Origin of the sequence: Rhodopseudomonas sp. BR0G17 (assembly GCF_010907025.1) — a bacterium.
Classification (GTDB): Bacteria; Pseudomonadota; Alphaproteobacteria; order Rhizobiales; family Xanthobacteraceae; genus Rhodopseudomonas; species Rhodopseudomonas palustris_H.
In genome coordinates this window covers 259,052-278,953 of record NZ_QUML01000001.1, presented here as the reverse complement: position 1 = coordinate 278,953, position 19,902 = coordinate 259,052, and the positions used below count along the sequence as shown (strand labels likewise).

Annotated in this window: 18 protein-coding genes; 15 read left to right on the top strand and 3 right to left on the bottom strand. The window is 65.3% G+C overall.

Translation table 11 applies throughout. The annotated features are described in order from the left end of the window. Positions 1 to 92: 92 nt before the first annotated feature. The gene (gene lipA, locus DY467_RS01365; RefSeq protein ID WP_164633733.1) at positions 93 to 1,052 is read left to right on the top strand and encodes a lipoyl synthase; all 960 of its coding nucleotides are present in this window, start codon (positions 93 to 95) and stop codon (positions 1,050 to 1,052) included. A gap of 26 nt (positions 1,053 to 1,078) precedes the next feature. After that, a complete protein-coding gene (locus DY467_RS01360; protein WP_012496037.1) occupies positions 1,079 to 1,552 on the top strand; it encodes a type II toxin-antitoxin system RatA family toxin in 474 nt (157 codons plus the stop codon). A 217-nt stretch (positions 1,553 to 1,769) separates the two neighbouring features. On the opposite strand, the gene DY467_RS01355 is transcribed toward DY467_RS01360, so the two are convergent. Beyond that, on the bottom strand, positions 1,770 to 2,390 hold the full coding sequence (locus DY467_RS01355; protein WP_107344566.1) for a CinA family protein: 621 nt from the start codon (positions 2,388 to 2,390) through the stop codon (positions 1,770 to 1,772). Between the two features lie 2 nt (positions 2,391 to 2,392). Beyond that, positions 2,393 to 3,589, bottom strand: a complete 1,197-nt coding sequence (locus tag DY467_RS01350) for a bifunctional 2-C-methyl-D-erythritol 4-phosphate cytidylyltransferase/2-C-methyl-D-erythritol 2,4-cyclodiphosphate synthase (RefSeq protein WP_164633732.1) — start codon at positions 3,587 to 3,589, stop codon at positions 2,393 to 2,395. 273 nt (positions 3,590 to 3,862) lie between these two features. Between DY467_RS01350 and dusB the strand changes: the two genes are divergently transcribed. From dusB to gyrA, 9 genes are all read left to right on the top strand, one after another. Then, complete coding sequence (dusB, locus tag DY467_RS01345; RefSeq protein WP_164633731.1) at positions 3,863 to 4,864, top strand: tRNA dihydrouridine synthase DusB; 1,002 nt, start codon at positions 3,863 to 3,865, stop codon at positions 4,862 to 4,864. Then, a complete protein-coding gene (locus DY467_RS01340) occupies positions 4,861 to 6,033 on the top strand; it encodes a two-component system sensor histidine kinase NtrB (protein WP_011158142.1) in 1,173 nt (390 codons plus the stop codon). The genes dusB and DY467_RS01340 overlap by 4 nt, the downstream gene beginning before the upstream one ends. A 9-nt stretch (positions 6,034 to 6,042) precedes the next feature. Continuing rightward, positions 6,043 to 7,485 (top strand): nitrogen regulation protein NR(I), encoded by a 1,443-nt coding sequence (ntrC, locus tag DY467_RS01335; RefSeq protein ID WP_107344569.1) that lies wholly within the window; start codon positions 6,043 to 6,045, stop codon positions 7,483 to 7,485. A 159-nt stretch (positions 7,486 to 7,644) separates the two neighbouring features. Then, complete coding sequence (locus tag DY467_RS01330) at positions 7,645 to 9,936, top strand: sensor histidine kinase NtrY-like (RefSeq protein WP_107344570.1); 2,292 nt, start codon at positions 7,645 to 7,647, stop codon at positions 9,934 to 9,936. 16 nt (positions 9,937 to 9,952) lie between these two features. Then, positions 9,953 to 11,320: a nitrogen assimilation response regulator NtrX gene (ntrX, locus tag DY467_RS01325; RefSeq protein ID WP_107344571.1), complete on the top strand. Its 1,368-nt coding sequence runs from the start codon at positions 9,953 to 9,955 to the stop codon at positions 11,318 to 11,320. A 39-nt stretch (positions 11,321 to 11,359) separates the two neighbouring features. Further along, on the top strand, positions 11,360 to 12,217 hold the full coding sequence (locus tag DY467_RS01320) for a D-amino-acid transaminase (protein ID WP_164633730.1): 858 nt from the start codon (positions 11,360 to 11,362) through the stop codon (positions 12,215 to 12,217). A 180-nt stretch (positions 12,218 to 12,397) separates the two neighbouring features. After that, positions 12,398 to 12,646, top strand: coding sequence for an RNA chaperone Hfq (gene hfq, locus DY467_RS01315; protein WP_011158147.1), 249 nt, complete (start codon positions 12,398 to 12,400; stop codon positions 12,644 to 12,646). A gap of 11 nt (positions 12,647 to 12,657) precedes the next feature. Beyond that, positions 12,658 to 14,028, top strand: coding sequence for a GTPase HflX (gene hflX / locus DY467_RS01310; protein WP_164633729.1), 1,371 nt, complete (start codon positions 12,658 to 12,660; stop codon positions 14,026 to 14,028). Between the two features lie 202 nt (positions 14,029 to 14,230). Beyond that, the gene (gene gyrA / locus DY467_RS01305) at positions 14,231 to 16,972 is read left to right on the top strand and encodes a DNA gyrase subunit A (protein WP_164633728.1); all 2,742 of its coding nucleotides are present in this window, start codon (positions 14,231 to 14,233) and stop codon (positions 16,970 to 16,972) included. Between the two features lie 184 nt (positions 16,973 to 17,156). Here gyrA and DY467_RS01300 read toward each other — a convergent pair whose 3' ends face one another. Next, positions 17,157 to 17,414, bottom strand: a complete 258-nt coding sequence (locus DY467_RS01300) for a hypothetical protein (RefSeq protein WP_107344575.1) — start codon at positions 17,412 to 17,414, stop codon at positions 17,157 to 17,159. 339 nt (positions 17,415 to 17,753) lie between these two features. Between DY467_RS01300 and coaD the strand changes: the two genes are divergently transcribed. From coaD to DY467_RS01280, 4 genes are read left to right on the top strand one after another with little or no spacing between them, the layout of a single operon-like run. Continuing rightward, complete coding sequence (gene coaD, locus DY467_RS01295; RefSeq protein WP_107344576.1) at positions 17,754 to 18,263, top strand: pantetheine-phosphate adenylyltransferase; 510 nt, start codon at positions 17,754 to 17,756, stop codon at positions 18,261 to 18,263. A gap of 16 nt (positions 18,264 to 18,279) precedes the next feature. Continuing rightward, positions 18,280 to 18,843, top strand: coding sequence for a peptidylprolyl isomerase (locus DY467_RS01290; protein ID WP_107344577.1), 564 nt, complete (start codon positions 18,280 to 18,282; stop codon positions 18,841 to 18,843). Positions 18,844 to 18,852: 9 nt separating this feature from the next. After that, positions 18,853 to 19,296, top strand: coding sequence for a UCP034077 family protein (locus DY467_RS01285; RefSeq protein WP_164571444.1), 444 nt, complete (start codon positions 18,853 to 18,855; stop codon positions 19,294 to 19,296). Beyond that, entirely contained in the window at positions 19,272 to 19,739 is a 468-nt protein-coding gene (locus DY467_RS01280) for a peptidylprolyl isomerase (RefSeq protein WP_107344579.1), read from the top strand. The genes DY467_RS01285 and DY467_RS01280 overlap by 25 nt, the downstream gene beginning before the upstream one ends. The last annotated feature ends 163 nt before the right edge of the window (positions 19,740 to 19,902 follow it).

The window sequence follows — 19,902 nt, the reverse complement described above, 5'->3', positions numbered from 1 at the left end:
TTATTCCAAGGGATAACGGCCCGCAAGCAGCCCGGGTTGCGGGACGGGGGCGGCCGGATTAGGTAGGGTTCTCGCGCAAACCCAGGCAGCTCATGGTCGTTCTCGTCGATACGGTGTCCGCCAATCCCGTCCGCCCCCGGCATCCGGAGAAGGCGTCGCGGCCCGACGCGCTGTCGCCTAAGAAGCCGGATTGGATCCGGGTGCGCGCGCCGACCACGCGCGGCTATGGCGAGACCCGCGGCATCGTCAAGGAAAACGGCCTGCACACCGTGTGCGAGGAGGCCGGCTGCCCGAACATCGGCGAGTGCTGGGACAAGAAGCACGCCACCTTCATGATCATGGGGGACACCTGCACCCGGGCGTGCGCGTTCTGCAACGTCAAGACCGGGATGCCGGGCGCGCTTGACGCCAACGAGCCGGCCTATGTCGCCGAGGCGACGCGGAAGCTCGGGCTGCAGCACCTGGTCATCACCTCGGTCGACCGTGACGATCTGGCCGATGGCGGCGCGGCGCACTTTGCCGCGACGATCCGCGCGGTGCGCGAAGCTTGCCCGACCACGACGATCGAGATCCTGACGCCGGATTTCCTGCGCAAGGATGACGCGTTGGAAGTCGTGGTCGCCGCCAAGCCGGACGTGTTCAACCACAACCTCGAAACCGTGCCGTCGCGCTATCTGTCGGTGCGGCCGGGCGCGCGTTACTTCCATTCGATCCGGCTGCTGCAGCGGGTGAAGGAACTCGATCCGACCATCTTTACCAAGTCCGGCATCATGGTCGGCCTCGGCGAGGAGCGCCACGAGGTGCTGCAGGTGATGGACGATCTCCGCTCGGCGGAGGTCGATTTCCTCACCATCGGCCAGTATCTGCAGCCGACCCGCAAGCACCACGCGGTGATGCGCTACGTCACGCCGGACGAGTTCGCCGGCTATCAGACCACCGCCTACGCCAAGGGCTTCCTGATGGTGTCGGCGAGCCCGATGACGCGCTCGTCGCATCACGCCGGCGACGACTTCGCCAAGCTCAAGGCGGCGCGCGCGGCGCGAGCCCGCTAACAGTCCAAGACCTGAAGTCCGAGACGATGCCGCAGTTTTCCAACAGGCGCAGAGTGCCGCACAGTGCCCAGCAGATGTTCGACCTCGTCGCCGATGTCGAGCGCTATCCGCAATTTGTGCCGTTGTGCAAGGCGCTGAAGATCCGCGAACGCATCCAGCAGCCGGACGGCAACGAGGTGGTGATCGCCGACATGACGGTGTCGTTCAAGCTGGTGCAGGAGACCTTCACCAGCCGCGTCACCCTCGATCGCGCCAATCTCAAGATACTGGTCGAGTATCTGAAAGGCCCGTTCTCCAATCTGGAGAACCGCTGGACCTTCGCGGCCAAGACCGAGCGCGCCTGCGAGGTCGGCTTCTTCATCGCCTACGAATTCAAGAGCCGGATGCTCGCCACCCTGATGGGCGCGATGTTCGACACCGCGTTCCACCGCTTCGCCGAAGCGTTCGAAACCCGTGCCGACCAGATCTACGGCACCGGCCCGAAGCTGTCGCGGGTGTAGTTAGTTCGCACCGTCATCAGCCTTGCTTCGCTTCGCTCGCAATGACGTTGAATACTTGAATATCAAAACACTCCGGCGTCATCGCCCGGCTTGTCAGGGCGACCAAGTATCCCAAAGCGCTTCCGAAGATCACGAGCGCTCTGGAATACTGGGAGGGTGACGACGATGATCGGGCCGCGCCGTGCACTTCATGCCGGCCTGACGAATAGCACCGCCGTTAAGTCTTCTTCGGCTTCACCGGCCGCTTCGGCTGCGGGCGCTTGGCGGCGACGCGGCGGGGGGAGCGGGCGACGCGTTTGTGCACGCCGGTGGCGACTTCGCGCTTGGCCTTGGTCGGCGGCTTCGGGCCCCGGGCGAGTTCCAGCAGCATCCGCAAGGCTTCCACCACCGAACGCTGGCGAACGTTGCTGCGGCCGATGGCACCGAAGCGCTGCTCGCGATGCGAGATCCGGCCGTCGCGCGACGCCACCGCGAAATGCACTAGGCCGACCGGCTTGCCGGGCGTTGCGCCGCCGGGGCCGGCGATCCCGGTGATCGAGACCGCGAGATCGACGTCGGCATTCTCCAACGCGCCGACCGCCATCGCGATCGCGGTTTCCTTGCTGACGGCGCCGAAGGTGGTGAGCGTGGCGTTCTCGACGCCGAGCAGGTCATGCTTGGCGGCGTTGGAATAGGTGACGAAACCGCGGTCGATCACGTCGGACGAGCCGGGGATGTCGGTCAACGCGCCGGCGACCAGACCGCCGGTGCAGGACTCGGCGGTCGCGATCATCAGCTTCCGCGAACGGCAGAGGTCGAGCAACGAGCGGGCGAGGGCGCGGGCGTCGTTGCTACTCATCGTCAGCCGGCCAATCCGTCGGCGCCCCAGGGCAGCCGGATGGTGGCGGACGCGGTCGCCGCGATGCCTTCCTCACGGCCGGTGAAGCCGAGCTTCTCGCTGGTGGTGGCCTTCACCGCGACGCGCGACACCGGCACGCCGGTGATCTCGGCGATGCGCTGACGCATCGCGTCGCGCAGCGGGCCGATCTTCGGCCGCTCGCAGATCATCGTCACTTCGAGATTGGCGACGCGGCCGCCGCGCGCGGTGACGCGGTCGATCGCGTATTTGAGGAACTTGTCGGAAGCCGCGCCCTTCCACTGCGGATCGGTCGGCGGGAAGTGGGAGCCGATGTCGCCATCCGCCAGCGCGCCGAGGATCGCGTCGACCAGCGCATGCAGGCCGACGTCGCCGTCCGAATGCGCCAGGAAACCGCGGGTGTGCGGCACCTTCAGGCCGCACAGCCAGACGTGATCGCCTTCGCCGAACGCATGCACGTCGTAGCCGGTGCCGGTGCGGATATCGCCGAGCGCGGCCATCAGCCGGCTTTCCTCGCGCGCGAAATCTTCCGGTGTGGTCATCTTCATGTTGTTAGCATCGCCCTCGAAGGTCGACACCGTCAATCCCGCCCATTCGGCGATCGCGGCGTCGTCGGTGAAATCGTCCCGGCCGCCAGAGGCCGCGCGCCGGTGGGCGTCGAGGATCACGTCGAAGCGGAACGCCTGCGGGGTCTGGGCGATCCGCAACACCGCACGGTCCGGCGTCGCATCGACCGCGCCCTTGGCGTCGACCTGCTTGATGGTGTCAGTCACCGGGACCACCGGCAGCGCCGCGCCAGTCGTGCCGGCCGCGGTGATGGCGCGGGAGATCAGTTCCGGGGTGACGAAGCAGCGCGCGGCGTCATGGATCAGCACGATATCGGGCTTCAGCTCGGCCAAAGCCTCCAGGCCGGCGCGCACCGAGGCTTGCCGGGTGGCGCCGCCGCCGACCGCAGGGCGGAAATTCAGACCGGCCACCGCCGCGTTGAACATCTCGGTGTCGTCGGGATTCGTCACCGGCTGCACCGCCATCACGTCCGGATGGGTGCAGAACGGCTCCATCGCCCGGGCGATCACCGGCCGTCCGGCGAGGGTGCGGTATTGCTTGGGACCGCCCGCGCCGGCGCGCAGGCCGCGACCGGCGGCGACGATAATGGCAGCAGTACGGGGCGAGTTCGGCATCGGATCAATTGATACGGAATTGGGATGGCCTGCGCTGGTCGCGCCGGTGCACAGCCCTTACCATGCCGGAGCAGGAAAGCAGCATGATTCCATCGCCGCAGCCGCCGCCGGCCGGGGACAATTGCTGCAACGCACTTGCATGTCAGATATGATTGGCTAAACTGTAGGCAATGATCTACAATGCTCAAACATTGAGCGAAGCCGAGCCTGCAACTGCGCTGGCTACCAAATGAGCAACGAGTGACGCGCCCGACTGTAACAGGTTCGCCGCCTTTGAGGATTGGCAATATTGCGGTGCCTGATCCGGTGTTCTTGGCGCCGATGACAGGCATTACCGATGCGCCGTTCCGCCGGCAAGTCGCCGAGCTGGGCGCGGGTCTCGTGGTGTCGGAGATGACCGCCAGCGAGGACCTGGTCGCCGGCCGCCGGATGTCAGTCCGGCGTTGCGACAAGGTCGGGCAGGGGCCGCATGTCGTTCAGCTTGCCGGCTGCGAGGCGCGCTGGATGGCCGAGGGCGCCCGGATCGCGGAAGCCGGCGGCGCCGACATCATCGACATCAACATGGGCTGCCCGGCGCGGCACGTCACCGGCGGCCTGTCCGGTTCGGCGCTGATGCGCGATCTCGATCACGCGCTGACACTGATCGAAGCCACGATCGGTGCGGTTCGGGTGCCGGTGACGCTAAAGATGCGGCTCGGCTGGGACGATCGTTCCCGCAACGCGCCCGAGCTGGCGCGGCGTGCGCAGGACGCCGGGGTGCAGCTCGTCACGGTTCATGGTCGTACCCGGCAGCAGTTCTACAAGGGCGAAGCCGATTGGAACGCGGTCCGCGCCGTCCGGGACGCGATCTCGATTCCGCTGGTGGTCAACGGCGACATTACCTGCCACGCCAGCGCGGTCGAAGCGTTGAAGCGCTCCGGAGCCGACGCGGTGATGATTGGGCGCGGCGCCCAGGGGCGGCCGTGGTTGCCGGGGCAGGTGGGGCGCCAGCTCAGCACCGGTCAGGTCGAGGCCGAGCCTCCGCTCGCCGCGCAGCGCGATTACTTGCGCACGCTCTACGACGACATTCTGGCGCTGTACGGCGTCAAAATCGGGCTGCGTCACGCTCGCAAACATCTCGGCTGGTCGCTCGAGGTGGCCGCTGCCAGCGCCGGCGCTCCGCCGTCGGTTCTGAAGAGCTGGCGCACCACGATCCTGACCGAAGAGAATCCGGCCCGCGTGCATAGCGCGCTCGCCGATGCCTACGATGATTTCGCCTGGAGGGCCGCCGCATGAACGCCATCGTCGAACCGCGCCGGGCGCAGCCGACCGACAGCGATGCGATCCTCAACGCGCTGCCGAATCCCGTGCTGCTGGTCGGCCCGGACGGCAAGATCGTCGACGCCAACATGGCGGCCGAATCGTTCTTTGAGATTTCAACGCAGTTGCTGCGGCGGCAGTCGCTGACCGACCTGGTGCCGTTCGGCAGCCCGCTGCTGGCGCTGATCGAACAGGTTCGCGTCGGGCATTCGCCGGTCAACGAATACAAGGTCGATCTCGGCACGCCGCGGATCGGCGCCGACCGCCAGGTCGATCTGCACGTCGCGCCGCTCAACGAACGGCCTGGCCACATTGTGGTGATGCTGCAGGAGCGCACCATCGCCGACAAGATGGACCGCCAGCTGACGCATCGCAGTGCGGCGCGCTCGGTAATCGCGCTCGCCGCCATGCTGGCGCATGAGATCAAGAATCCGCTGTCCGGCATCCGCGGCGCGGCGCAACTGCTGGAGCAGCAGGCGTCTGCCGAAGACCGGATGCTGACCCGGCTGATCTGCGACGAAGCCGACCGCATCGTCACGCTGGTCGACCGCATGGAAGTGTTCGGCGACGACCGTCCGGTCGCGCGCGGCCCGGTGAACATCCACTCGGTGCTCGATCACGTGAAGCGGCTGGCGCAGTCGGGCTTTGCCCGCAACATCAAGTTCATCGAGGACTACGACCCGTCGCTGCCGCCGGTGCTCGCCAATCAGGATCAACTGATCCAGGTGTTCCTCAATCTGGTGAAGAACGCTGCCGAAGCCGTGGTCGATCTCGGCTCCGATGGTGAGATCCAACTCACCACCGCGTTCCGCCCCGGCGTCCGGCTGTCGGTGCCGGGCAAGAAGACGCGGGTGTCGCTGCCGCTGGAATTCTGCGTGCGGGACAACGGTCCCGGCGTTCCCGAAGATCTGCTGCCGAACCTGTTCGATCCGTTCGTCACCACCAAGCCGTCCGGCTCCGGCCTCGGTCTTGCATTGGTAGCGAAGATCGTCGGCGATCACGGCGGCATCATCGAGTGTGAATCGCAGCCGCGCAAAACCACCTTCCGGGTGCTGATGCCGATGTTCAACACCGCTAAGGCCCTTCAATCCCCGAACGGCGAGGACGCGCCGGCGTCGTCCGATGCCTCACAGACTGCAAGATGAGGACTCCCAATGCCCGCAGGTAGTATTCTCGTCGCGGACGACGACACCGCCATCCGCACGGTACTCAACCAAGCGCTATCGCGCGCCGGCTACGAAGTGCGGCTGACCGGCAACGCGGCGACGCTGTGGCGTTGGGTGAGCCAGGGCGAGGGTGATCTGGTGATCACCGACGTGGTGATGCCGGACGAGAACGCATTCGATCTGCTGCCGCGGATCAAGAAGCTGCGCCCGAACCTGCCGGTCATCGTGATGAGCGCGCAGAACACCTTCATGACGGCGATCCGCGCATCGGAGAAGGGCGCCTACGAATATCTGCCGAAGCCGTTCGATCTGAAGGAGCTGATCGCGATCGTCGGCCGCGCGCTCGCCGAGCCGAAGGAGCGGATCAGCAGCGCCAACGATGAAGGCGAATTCGACTCGATCCCGCTGGTCGGCCGTTCGCCGGCGATGCAGGAAATCTATCGCGTGCTGGCGCGGCTGATGCAGACCGACCTCACGGTGATGATCACCGGCGAGTCCGGCACCGGCAAGGAGCTGGTGTCGCGGGCGCTGCACGACTACGGCAAGCGCCGCAACGGTCCGTTCGTGGCCGTCAACATGGCGGCGATCCCGCGCGACCTGATCGAATCGGAATTGTTCGGCCACGAACGCGGCGCCTTCACCGGCGCCAACACCCGAGCCTCGGGCCGGTTCGAGCAGGCCGAAGGCGGCACGCTGTTTCTCGACGAAATCGGCGACATGCCGATGGAGGCGCAGACCCGGTTGCTGCGCGTGCTGCAGCAGGGTGAGTACACCACGGTCGGCGGCCGCACTCCGATCAAGACCGACGTCCGGATCGTCGCTGCGTCCAACAAGGACCTCCGCGTCTTGATCCAGCAGGGCCTGTTCCGCGAAGACCTGTTCTTCCGCCTCAACGTCGTGCCGCTGCGGCTGCCGCCGCTGCGCGAGCACATCGAGGACCTGCCGGATCTCGTCCGGCACTTCTTCGCGCTGGCCGAGAAGGATGGCCTGCCGGCCAAGAAGCTCGACGCCGCGGCGCTTGAGCGGATGAAGCAGCATCGCTGGCCGGGCAACGTCCGCGAGCTGGAAAATCTCGCGCGCCGACTGGCGGCGCTGTACCCGCAGGAGGTGATCACCGCCTCGGTGATCGACGGCGAATTGGCGCCGCCGCCGGTCGTCGCGGGCGGCAACGCTCCGCACACCGTCGACAACCTCGGCGGCGCGGTCGAGATGTATCTGTCGTCACACTTCTCGGGCTTCCCGAATGGTGTGCCGCCGCCCGGCCTCTACCACCGGGTGCTGCGCGAGATCGAAGTGCCGCTGCTCACCGCCGCGCTGGCGGCGACTCGCGGCAACCAGATTCGGGCCGCCGACCTGCTGGGGCTCAACCGCAACACCCTGCGGAAGAAGATCCGCGACCTCGACATTCAGGTCTACCGCACCGGCGGCTGAGACGCCGGGGCAAGCTTTTCGGCTGTGGACCGCGTACTCGCCCGAGGTGGCTCGGGCGAGGCGCCGCGATATTGTCGCAATTGAGCAACATTGTTGTAGGAATGCATCACATGGTCTGCCCAATTCGGCGGCCGAACGCATTCAATGATTATTGCCGGAATGACCAGCGCAGAGACGTCGGCCCAACCCGTTGACGACCCCTCGATTGCCGAGCCGCGGCTGCGCACCTGGCGCAAGCTGCTGGCCCCGATGGCGGTCGGCATCGCGCTGTTCTCGGCGTTCTTAACCTTCATCGTCCTGACCGGCCTGACGCCGATCGCGCCGACCCGGGAAGTCGTCGTCAGCTTCCTGCTGATCAACGCCGTCACCATCCTGCTGCTGCTTGGCATCATCGCCCGCGAGGTCTGGAAGGTGGTCCAGGCCCGCCGGCGGGGGCGAGCGGCGTCGCGGCTGCATATCCAGATCGTCAGCCTGTTTTCGGTGATCGCGGTGCTGCCGGCGGTGCTGGTCTCGATCGTCGCCAACGTCACGCTCGACCGCGGCCTCGACCGGCTGTTCTCCGGCCCGACCCGGGCCGTGATCCAGAACTCGCTGATCGTCGCCAATGCCTATCTGCACGAGCACGGCCAGTTGATCCGCGGCGACATCCTCGGCATGGCCAACGACATCTCGCACGCCCGGGCGCTGTTCGACCTCGACCGCAAATCCTTCCGCGAATTCCTGACCAACGACGCCGCGACCCGCAACCTGCCGGGCGCGATGCTGATCGACAAGGATCGCAACATCCTGGAGGCGGCGCAGAACGGCATCCGCCGCGACTTCGACGTGCCGGCGCCGGAGTTTCTGAAGAACGTCGACGACACCGAACCGCAGATCGCGGTGTTCATCGAGGCCAATTACGTCGCCGCGGTAATCAGGCTGAAGGGCTTCGAAGACACCTTCCTGTACGTCGCGCGCTTCCTCGATCCGCACGTCGTGGCGCAGTTGCGCCAGACCCAGGCGAGCGTCGCCGAATATTCCGAGCTCGAAGCGCGGCGGCTTGGCGTCCAGGTCGCGTTCGCGCTGATGTTCACGGTGATCGCGCTCACCGTGCTGATGTCGGCAGTGCTGATCGGCCTGAACTTCGCCAACTGGCTGGTGGCGCCGATCCGCCGCCTGATGGGCGCAGCGCATCTGGTTTCGACCGGCGACCTGCACGTCCAGGTGCCGGTGTCAAAATCCGAGGGCGACCTGTCGCAGCTCGGCATGACCTTCAACAAGATGACCCAGGAGCTGCGCACCCAGCGCGACGAGCTGGTCAGCGCCAGCGAACTGATCGACAGTCGGCGCCGCTTCATCGAGGCGGTGCTGTCGTCAGCCAGCGCCGGCATCATCGGCGTCGACGGCTCGCTGTCGATCGGCATCCTCAACCGCTCGGCGGAGAAGCTGATCGGTCACGCCGAGGCCGAAGCGCTCGGCCATCCGCTGTCCGAGATCATCCCCGAGCTCGACGAGATCATGGCCAATGCGCGCGAGGGATCGCAGCGCCTGGTGCAGGGCCAGATCACCATCATCCGCGACGGTCGCGAACGCATCCTCAACGTCCGCGTCACCGCCGAACAGACCGGCCATACCAGCGACAGCTATATCATCACGCTCGACGACATCACCGAGCTGGTGTCGGCGCAGCGCACCTCGGCCTGGGGCGATGTCGCGCGCCGCATCGCGCACGAGATCAAGAATCCGCTGACGCCGATCCAGCTCTCTGCGGAGCGGATCAAGCGCAAGTTCGGCAAGGTGATCGTCGAGGACAAGAGCATCTTCGAGCAGTGCACCGACACTATCGTCCGTCAGGTCGACGACATCCGGCGCATGGTCGACGAATTTTCGCGGTTTGCCCGGATGCCGAAGCCGGTGATCGAAGGCGAGGATGTCGGCGACACCGTGCGTCAGGTGGTGTTCCTGATGCGCGTCGGGCATCCCGACGTCGATATCGAAACGGAGATCAAGGACGAGCCGCTGCACGCGCGGTTCGACCGCCGCCTGATCTCGCAGGCGCTCACCAACATCATCAAAAACGCCACCGAGGCGATCGAGGCCGTGCCCGAGGAAGAACTCGGCAAGGGCAAGATCGAAGTGGTGGCGGCACGCGACGGCGACTTCGTCGTGATCGACGTGATCGACAACGGCATCGGTCTGCCCAAAGAAAGCCGTTCGCGGCTGCTCGAACCCTACGTCACCACCCGTGAGAAGGGCACCGGCCTCGGTCTTGCGATCGTCGGACGCGTGCTGGTCGACCACGGCGGCGGCATTGAACTCAACGACGCATCCCACGTTCGTCCAGGCCAGCGCGGTGCATGGATGCGCCTCCGATTCGCGATGTCCGGTCAGCCGGCATCACCTCCCGGATCGGGTGAACCAAAACAGCAGGCCGAGAACGAACCAAGGATAGCGGCTGCCAGCGGCAGCTAAAGCGACAGGCGCGACCATGGCGAATGATATTCTGATCGTCGACGATGAAGCGGACATCCGCGATCTCGTTGCCGGTATTCTCGAGGACGAAGGTTTCTCCACGCGCACCGCGCGCGACAGCGATTCGGCGCTGGCCGAAATCGCCAATCGGCGGCCCAACCTAATCTTCCTCGATATCTGGCTGCAGGGCAGCAAGCTCGACGGTCTGCAATTGCTGGAGCAGATCAAGAAAGATCACACCGACGTTCCGGTGGTGATGATCTCCGGCCATGGCAACATCGAAACCGCGGTCGCGGCGATCAAGCGCGGCGCTTACGACTTTATCGAAAAGCCGTTCAAATCCGACCGGCTGATTCTGGTGGCGACCCGGGCGCTCGAAACTTCGCGGCTGAAGCGCGAGGTGCGGGAGCTAAAGCAGCTCGCGCCGTCGGCCTCGACGCTGGTGGGCCGCTCTGCCTGCATCAATCAGCTGCGCCAGACCATCGAGCGCGCTGCCAAGGCCAACAGCCGGATTCTGATCGTCGGCCCGTCCGGCGCCGGCAAGGAGCTGGCGGCGCGGACGCTGCACAATTCGTCGTCGCGCGCCGAGGGGCCGTTCGTGGTGATCAATGCTGCGGCGATCACCCCGGAGAAGATGGAAATCGAGCTGTTCGGCGTCGAAGCCAACGGCGAGCATTCGCGCAAGGCCGGCGCGCTCGAAGAAGCGCACGGCGGCACGCTGTTCATCGACGAAATCGCCGACATGCCGCGCGAGACCCAGAACAAGATTCTGCGTGTCTTGGTCGAGCAGACCTTCCAGCGCTGCGGCGGCACCACCAAGGTCAATGTCGACGTCCGCATCATCTCGTCGACGGCGCGTAACCTCGAAGAGGAAATCGCTGCCGGCCGTTTCCGCGAAGATCTGTATCACCGGCTGTCTGTGGTGCCGATCCGCGTCCCGCCGCTGTCCGAGCGCCGCGACGACATTCCGGAACTGATCGAGTACTTCATGGAGCAGATCTCGGCGGCGACCGGCCTGCCGCGCCGGCAGATCGGCCAGGACGCGATGGCAGTGCTGCAATCGCATGTCTGGCCCGGCAATGTCCGCCAGCTTCGCAACAACGTCGAGCGATTGATGATCCTGGCCGGCGGCGGACCGGATGCGGTGATCACCGCTGACATGCTGCCGCAGGATGTCGGCTCGATGGTGCCGACGATGCCGACCGGCAATAACGGCGAGCACATCATGGGCCTGCCGCTGCGCGAGGCCCGCGAGGCGTTCGAGCGCGACTATCTGATCGCGCAGATCAGCCGGTTCTCCGGCAACATCTCGCGCACCGCCGAATTCGTCGGCATGGAGCGCTCGGCGTTGCACCGCAAGCTCAAGGCGCTCGGCGTCGGCTAAGTCGTCCTTCCATTCATATCTCAGACCTGGATTCAATCGATGTCGCGCATCGCCTATGTCAACGGCCGTTATCTCGACATGCGCGATGCGAGCGTGAACATCGAAGATCGCGGCTATCAGTTCGCCGACGGCGTCTATGAGGTCTGCGAAGTGCGCAGCGGCAAGCTGGTCGACATGCCGCGGCACCTGGCGCGGCTGCAGCGCTCGCTCGGCGAATTGCGGATCAAGGAGCCGATGCCTCTTTCGGCCTTGTCGGTCGTGATGCACGAAGTGGTGCGGCGCAACCGGGTGAATTACGGCATCGTCTACCTGCAAGTTACGCGCGGCGTGGCGCGGCGCGATCACGGCTTTCCTGCCGCGTCGGTGAAGCCCGCCGTGGTGGTGACGGCGCGCAGCCTCGATCCGGCCAAGGGGCAGGCCAATGCCGCCCACGGCATCAAGGTGATCACGCTGCCGGAGAACCGCTGGCCGCGGGTCGATATCAAGTCGACGGCGCTGCTACCAAATGTGCTGGCCAAGCAGGCGGCGCGCGAGGCCGGTGCCTATGAGGCGTGGTACGTTGACCGCGACGGCTATGTCACCGAAGGCTCCTCCAGCAACGCCTGGATCGTCACCAAAGAGGGCCGGGTGGTGACCCGCTCGGCCGAGGCCGGCATTCTCCCCGGCGTCACTCGTGCGGTTCTGATGGATGCGTTCGAAGCGTTGCAGGTTCGGTTCGAGGAGCGGCCGTTCACGCCGGCCGAGGCGGCTGGTGCCGCCGAGGCGTTCGTCACCGCGTCCAGCCAGATCGTGATGCCAGTGGTGGCGATCGACGGGCAGCCGATTGGCGACGGCAAGCCGGGCGCATTGGCCAAACGTCTAAGAGAGCAGTTTCACCGATTTGCGGTGTTTTCTTAAGCTTTGCGGCGCGGGGAGCATCCACTCGGGGTTTTAGTTGCTTGCTTAAAAGCCATGCCTACCCTCTAATCGGATGTCGGCTTCCGGAGGGGGATCTCGGAGGAGTCGGCAACCGGGGTGGAGCTCCGATAGAGAGACGCGCACCGGCAAGAAAAGACAAAACCAATTGCGGGATAAAAAATGGCGGCAGACCGCGCACAAAACCTTCAAGACACTTTCCTCAACCACGTACGCAAGACAAAGACTCCCCTGACGATCTTTCTGGTCAACGGGGTGAAGTTGCAGGGTATTGTCACCTGGTTCGATAATTTTTGCCTTTTGTTGCGGCGCGACGGTCATTCGCAGCTCGTCTACAAACACGCGATCTCGACGATCATGCCGGGGGCGCCGATCCAGCTGTTCGAAAGCGGCGAGGACTCGCCAGCTTGAGGCGGGCCTGATTGGAACCTCGCAGCATTGACGGGGGCGCCGATCGTCCGCGATCGGGGCAAGGCGGAGAGACCGGACGAGTCATCGTTGTCGGTCCGTATTTGCGCGCGCGCCGGGGCGATCCTGACGCGGCCGATACGGCCGTCCGCGACAACGACGCGCGGCTCGATGAAGCTGCGGGTCTTGCGCGCGCCATCGACCTCGACGTCGTCGAGGCGGTGCTCACGCCGATCAGCCAGATTCGTCCCGCGACCTATCTCGGCAAGGGCAAGGTCGAAGAGATCGTCGGGCTGATTGCCGCGCACGAGGCCGACCTCGTGGTGATGGATTGCGCGCTGTCGCCGATCCAGCAGCGCAACCTGGAGAAGGCCTGGAACGCCAAGGTGCTCGATCGCACCGGCCTGATCCTGGAAATCTTTGGGCGCCGCGCCAAGACCCGCGAAGGCACGCTCCAGGTTGAGCTGGCGCATCTCAACTATCAACGCTCGCGCCTGGTGCGCTCGTGGACCCACCTCGAGCGCCAGCGCGGCGGCTTCGGCTTCATGGGGGGGCCTGGCGAGACCCAGATCGAGGCCGACCGCCGGCTGATCGGCGAGCGGATCACGAAGCTCGAATCCGAGCTGAAGAAGGTGCAGGCGACGCGGCGGCTGCATCGCGCCGGCCGGCAGCGCGTGCCGTATCGCGTGGTCGCGCTGGTCGGCTACACCAACGCCGGCAAGTCGACGCTGTTCAACCGTCTGACGCGTGCCGACGTGCAGGCGGCCGACATGCTGTTCGCAACGCTCGACCCGACGCTGCGCGCGATCCAGCTGCCGCACGGCGGCAAGGCGATGCTGTCCGACACCGTCGGCTTCATCTCCAATCTGCCGACCCAGCTCGTCGCCGCATTCCGCGCGACGCTGGAAGAGGTGCTGGAAGCCGATCTGATCCTGCACGTCCGCGACATCAGCCACGAGGATGCCGAAGCGCAGCAGCACGACGTCGACAACGTGCTGCGCCAGCTCGGCGTCGATGCAGCCAGCGGCCGGATTGTCGAAGTCTGGAATAAGATCGACCGCTTCGAGCCCGAGCAGCGCGACGAGCTGAAGAACATCGCGGCGCGCCGGCCCGAGGATCATCCGTGCCTTCTGGTGTCTGCGGTGAGCGGCGAGGGTGTCGATGACCTTCTGCTGGCGATCGAGCAGCGTCTGGCCGCCACCCGCACCGTGCTCGATCTGTCGATCGATGCGGCGGACGGGGCCGGCGTGAGCTGGCTCCATCGCAATACCGAGGTGCTGGCGAAGGATCTGGTCGACGGGCGCTACGCCATGACGGTGCGGGTCGAGGACAACAAGCGCGACGTCGTGGTCGACCGTTTCGGCGCGGTGCCGCGGCCGGATTGAGGGCGCGAATCGGCGCTTTGCGGAAGCGCCGATCGCGGCAATTTCGGCACCTTTCGCGAAGGCTTTTCGCGGTCGTCGAAAACGCCCCGTAAGTCTTTGGAAAAACGAGCGGAAAAACCTTCAAAAACGGCGCCTGAAAGGGTGGTTCACAACACCCCGATACGCTATACGAATCCGATCAGATTCTGACCGGAATTCACCCTTGTCCGACAAAGACGACGAGAAGCCCGGGGAGCCGCTGGCGCCCTCGGATATTCGCCCCGTATCCATTCTCGACGAGATGAAGCGCAGCTATCTCGATTACGCGATGAGCGTGATCGTGGCGCGAGCGCTGCCGGATGCGCGCGACGGGTTGAAGCCGGTGCATCGCCGTATCCTCTACGGCATGTACGAGAACGGCTTCGAGTGGAACAAGCCGTATCGCAAGTCGGCGCGCACCGTCGGCGACGTCATCGGTAAGTATCACCCGCACGGCGACCAGTCGGTGTACGACGCGCTGGTCCGTATGGCGCAAAACTTCTCGATGCGCGTTCCGCTGATCGACGGTCAGGGCAATTTCGGTTCGGTCGACGGCGATATGCCGGCGGCGATGCGGTACACCGAATCCCGCCTGACCAAGATCGCGCAGACGCTGCTCGACGATATCGACAAGGACACCGTCGACTTCCAGCCGAACTACGACAATTCGGAACGGGAGCCGCAGGTTCTTCCTGCCAAGTTCCCGAACCTGTTGGTGAACGGCGCCGGCGGCATCGCGGTCGGCATGGCGACCAACATCCCGCCGCACAATCTCGGCGAGGTGATCGACGCCTGTATCGCGCTGATCGATGATCCGGCGCTGTCGATCGACGATCTCAACAAGATCGTGCCGGGCCCGGACTTCCCGACCGGCGGCATCATTCTCGGTCGCGCCGGCATCCGCGCTGCCTATCAGACCGGCCGTGGCTCGATCGTGATGCGTGGCAAGGTCGAGATCGAGACCGTCCGCAAGGACCGTGAAGCGATCATCGTCACCGAGATTCCGTATCAGGTGAACAAGGCCACGATGGTCGAGCGCATCGCCGAGCTGGTGCGCGAGAAGAAGATCGAAGGCATCGGCGATCTGCGCGACGAATCCGACCGCGACGGTTTCCGCGTGGTGATCGAGCTGCGCCGCGACGCGGTGCCGGAAGTCGTGCTCAATCAGCTCTACAAATTCACGCCGCTGCAGACCAATTTCGGCGCCAACATGGTCGCGCTGGAAGGCGGCCGTCCGCAGCTGATGAACCTGAAGGATCTGCTGACGGTCTTCGTCGCGTTCCGCGAACAGGTCGTCACCCGCCGCACCAAATTCCTGCTGAACAAGGCGCGCGATCGCGCCCACATCTTGGTCGGCCTCGCGATTGCGGTTGCGAATATCGACGAGATCATCCGCGTGATCCGTAATTCGCCTGATCCGAACACGGCGCGCGAGACCCTGATGTCGCGCGACTGGCCGGCGGCGGATGTCGCGGCGATGATTACGCTGATCGACGATCCGCGCCACAAGCTCAACGAGGACGGCACCGCCAGGCTGTCGTTCGAACAGGCCAAAGCGATCCTCGATCTGCGGCTGCAGCGCCTCACCGCGCTGGGACGCGAAGAGATTTCCGAAGAGCTCGACAAGCTCGCGGTCGAAATCGCCGACTATCTGGAAATCCTGCGCTCGCGGGCGCGGGTGCAGACCATCGTCAAGACCGAGCTCGGCGAGGTCAAGGCCGAGTTCGCAACGCCGCGCCGGACCGAAATCGTCGAGCAGGAAGGCGAGGTCGAAGACGAAGACCTGATCCAGCGCGAGGACATGGTGGTGACCGTGTCGCACGCCGGCTACGTCAAGCGGGTGCCGCTGTCGACCTATCGGGCGCAGCGCCGCGGCGGCAAGGGCCGCTCCGGCATGGCGACCCGCGAGGAGGATTTCGTCTCGCGGCTGTTCGTTGCCTCGACGCACACGCCGGTGCTGTTCTTCTCGTCGCGCGGCCAAGTCTACAAGGAAAAGGTCTGGCGGTTGCCGCTGGCGCCGCCGAACGGCCGCGGCAAGGCGCTGATCAACATCCTGCCGCTGGAGCAGGGCGAGCGCATCACCACGATCATGCCGCTGCCGGAGGACGAAGCGTCGTGGAGCGAGCTCGACGTGATGTTCGCCACCACCGGTGGCAACGTCCGCCGCAACAAGCTGTCCGACTTCGTCGACGTCCGCCGCTCCGGCATCATCGCGATGAAGCTCGACGAGGGCGAGGCGATCGTCGACGTCCAGATCTGCACCGAGCGCGACGACGTGCTGCTGACCGCCGCCGGCGGCCAGTGCATCCGCTTCCCGGTGCCGGATGTGCGCGTGTTCAGCGGCCGCACCTCGATGGGCGTGCGCGGCATCGCGCTGTCGTCCGGCGACAAGGTGATCTCGCTCAGCATCCTGCGTCACTTCGAGGCGACGCCGGCCGAACGCTCGACCTATCTGAAGCAGTCCGGCGCGATCCGCCGTGCCGCGACCGGTGAGGAGAACGAGCCGATCGAGACGCCGGAAGTTGAAGCCGAGGAGGGCGATACGTCCGCGGCGCTGTCGCAGGAGCGCTATGCCGAGATGTCGGCGTCCGAGCAGTTCGTGCTGACGATCTCGGAGAACGGCTACGGCAAGCGGACCTCGTCGTTCGAGTACCGCACCACCGGGCGCGGCGGCAAAGGCATCGTGGCGATGTCGGTGAACAGCCGCAACGGCAAGCTGATAGCGTCGTTCCCGGTCGAGGACTCCGACCAGATCATGCTGGTCACCGACAACGGCCAGCTGATCCGCTGCCCAGTCGAAGGCATCCGCGTCGCCGGCCGCTCGACGCAGGGCGTGATCGTGTTCGACACCGCGGATGACGAGAAGGTCGTCTCGGTCGAGCGCATTCCGGAGACCGACGACGGCGAAAACGGCAACGGCGGCTAGCCGCTGCTCGAGTAGAGGCGGCGTCCGTTCGCCGCCTCAGCGCCACGCTATGGCGCGTAGTCAGCAGGCTGCACGATCGCCGGAATCGAAAGACCCCCGAGGGGGCAACTCGGGGGTCTTCGGTACAGAGCGCCCTTGGAGGGAAGCGCTTTGCGGAAACTAGCGGTCGGATAACGCCAAAACCTTAATGTCGTTCCGCCGTCACCAGCCGCGCCTGACCGATCGGCGCGTGGCTGGCATTGGCGTTGCGGAGGCAGGACGGCTCGAAATTCGGCCAGGCCTGCTCCGAGCAGGCGGTGCCGAGGGGACGGATGTCGAGCCGGTCGCCCTTGGCCAGAGCCTGCGGAACGCTGGCTTCGACCTGCGGGGCAAAGCCCGGAAGAATGGTGACTGCCGCGGCAGCAAAGGCGGCGATCGCGATCACGGAAAGAGCCTTGATCATGACGGTGTCCCCTGTCGTCTCGATGGTCCGGCCGTTTCGGCCTGGAGTGCTTTGTCGCTTCCCGATGCGGCTGGTTTACCCAGCGCTGGTTTCAGAACGTCTTCTTCGCCTGGCCATTCAGGTTTCATGACCGCGGTGATTTGTTTCTTGGCTTTCGGGCGCATGAAACAAACCCGTAAAAACGTGAGTGTTTTCAGGCGCCTCGCGTTACCATGCAGAAGACGCGCGAAGCCGCGATCCGGTTCGAGCCGCAGCGCGAAATAAATCCGCCTGCGAGCTGCAGTTTTGAAGGAACTGGCGCCGCTTGCTCGATCCCGCGCGCCGCGCTAGACGGGCCGGATGTCACGCATCGCGCTTTATCCGGGGTCTTTCGATCCCGTTACCAACGGCCATCTCGACGTCGTCCGCCACGCCGTGGCGCTGTGCGACAAGCTCGTGGTGGCGATCGGCATTCATCCCGGCAAGAAGCCGCTGTTCACCACCGAGGAGCGCCTCGCGATGGTCGAACAGGTGTTCGGCCCGGTCGCCAAGGCGGCCGGCTGCGCGTTCGGCTGCACCACCTACGACAATCTCACCGTGACCGCGGCCGAGAAGGTGGGGGCGACCATCATGATCCGCGGCCTGCGCGACGGCACCGATCTCGACTACGAGATGCAGATCGCCGGCATGAACGAGACCATGGCGCCGGCAATCCATACCGTTTTCCTGCCGGCTTCGGTCGGTGTGCGCCCGATCACCGCCACACTGGTGCGGCAGATCGCTGCGATGGGCGGCGACGTCTCGGCTTTTGTTCCGGCCGAGGTGGCGTCCGCTCTGAAATCCAAGTTTGCCGCCGGCTCGCCGGCCTAACCGACCCGGAGTTTTCATGATCCGTCTGATCGGCCTCTTCGCAGCGCTGCTGTTCGCGCTGCCGGCGCTGGCGCAGCCGCTGCCCGCCAATCTCGACAAGCAAAACGCGCTCGTCATCGACACCACCAAGGGCCGCATCGTGATCGCGCTCCGCGCCGACATCGCGCCCAAGCACGCCGAGCGGCTGAAGCAGCTTGCCCGCGAAGGCTTCTACAACAACGTGCCGTTCCACCGCGTGATGGGTGGCTTCATGGCGCAGACCGGCGACGGTCAGAATTTCAACGGCACCGGCGGTTCGAAGTATCCGAACTTGAAGCAGGAATTCTCCAACGTGCCGTTCACCCGCGGCGTGGTCGGCATGGCCCGGCGTGGCGACAGCGTCGACAGCGCCAACTCGCAGTTCTTCATCATGTTCGCCGACGGCCCGAGCCTGAACGGCCAGTACACCGTGATCGGCAATGTCGTGTCCGGCATGGATGTCGTCGACAAGCTGAAGAAGGCTTCGCCGACCTCGCCCGGCGGCGCCGTGACCGATCCGGACAAGATGGTGAAGGTCCAGGTCGCTTCCGACGTGAAATAGGCGATCCCAATGCTGCCGCGCCGACTGACGACAGTCGCGGTAGCCTTGATCGCAGGGGCGATCGGTCTCACCGTTCGCCCCGCGTCTGCGCAGAACGCGCCGATCGATAATCTCAACGCATTGTTTTCCGCGATGAAGCAATGCTGGCGTCCGCCGCGTCTGCCTACCGGGAATCCCGGCATGCAGATCACCGTGCTGGTGAGCTTCACGCGCAGCGGCGAGATCCTCGGCAAGCCGCGGATCACCTTTGAAAGCCCGGAGGCCGGCCGGGACGACAGCCTGGCCTATCGCGTTGCGGTGATGGAGGCGTTGCAGCGATGCACGCCACTGCCGTTCACGCCCTCGATGGGGGGCGCCGTCGCCGGACGTCCGTTCACGCTGCGGTTCGATGACCGCAGACAGAGTCCCAAACCAACAGAGAAGAGAGCATGGCTGATAACGACAACATCCTGATCCTCGAAACCACCCAGGGCACCGTGAAGATCGAGATGCGCCCTGATCTGGCGCCGAACCACGTCGCCCGGATCAAGGAGCTGGTGCGCGAGGGCTTCTACGACGGCATCGTGTTCCACCGCGTGATCGAAGGCTTCATGGCGCAGACCGGCTGCCCGCAGGGCACCGGCATGGGCGGCTCCGGCAAGAAGCTGAAGGCGGAGTTCAACGCCGAGCCGCACGTCCGCGGCACCGCGTCGATGGCCCGCGCCGCCAATCCGGACTCCGGCGATAGCCAGTTCTTCATCTGCTTCGACGACGCCCGCTTCCTGGACAAGCAGTACACCGTCTGGGGCAAGGTGATCGAAGGCATGGAGAACGTCGACAAGATTAAGCGCGGCGAGCCGGTCAAGGATCCGGACAAGATCGTCAAGGCCAGCATCGCGGCCGACGCTGCGGCTTGATCAGTGATACGTCGGCCGCGTTCAGGCCGGCGTCGCCATCAAGAAGGTGTCATGCCCGGGCTTGACCCGCCTGCGGGGCCGTAGCCCTCTTCGGCGCGGCGGAGGCCCGGGCATCCATCTTTTTGAAGAGGATGGATTGCCGGGTCGAGCCCGGCAATGACGT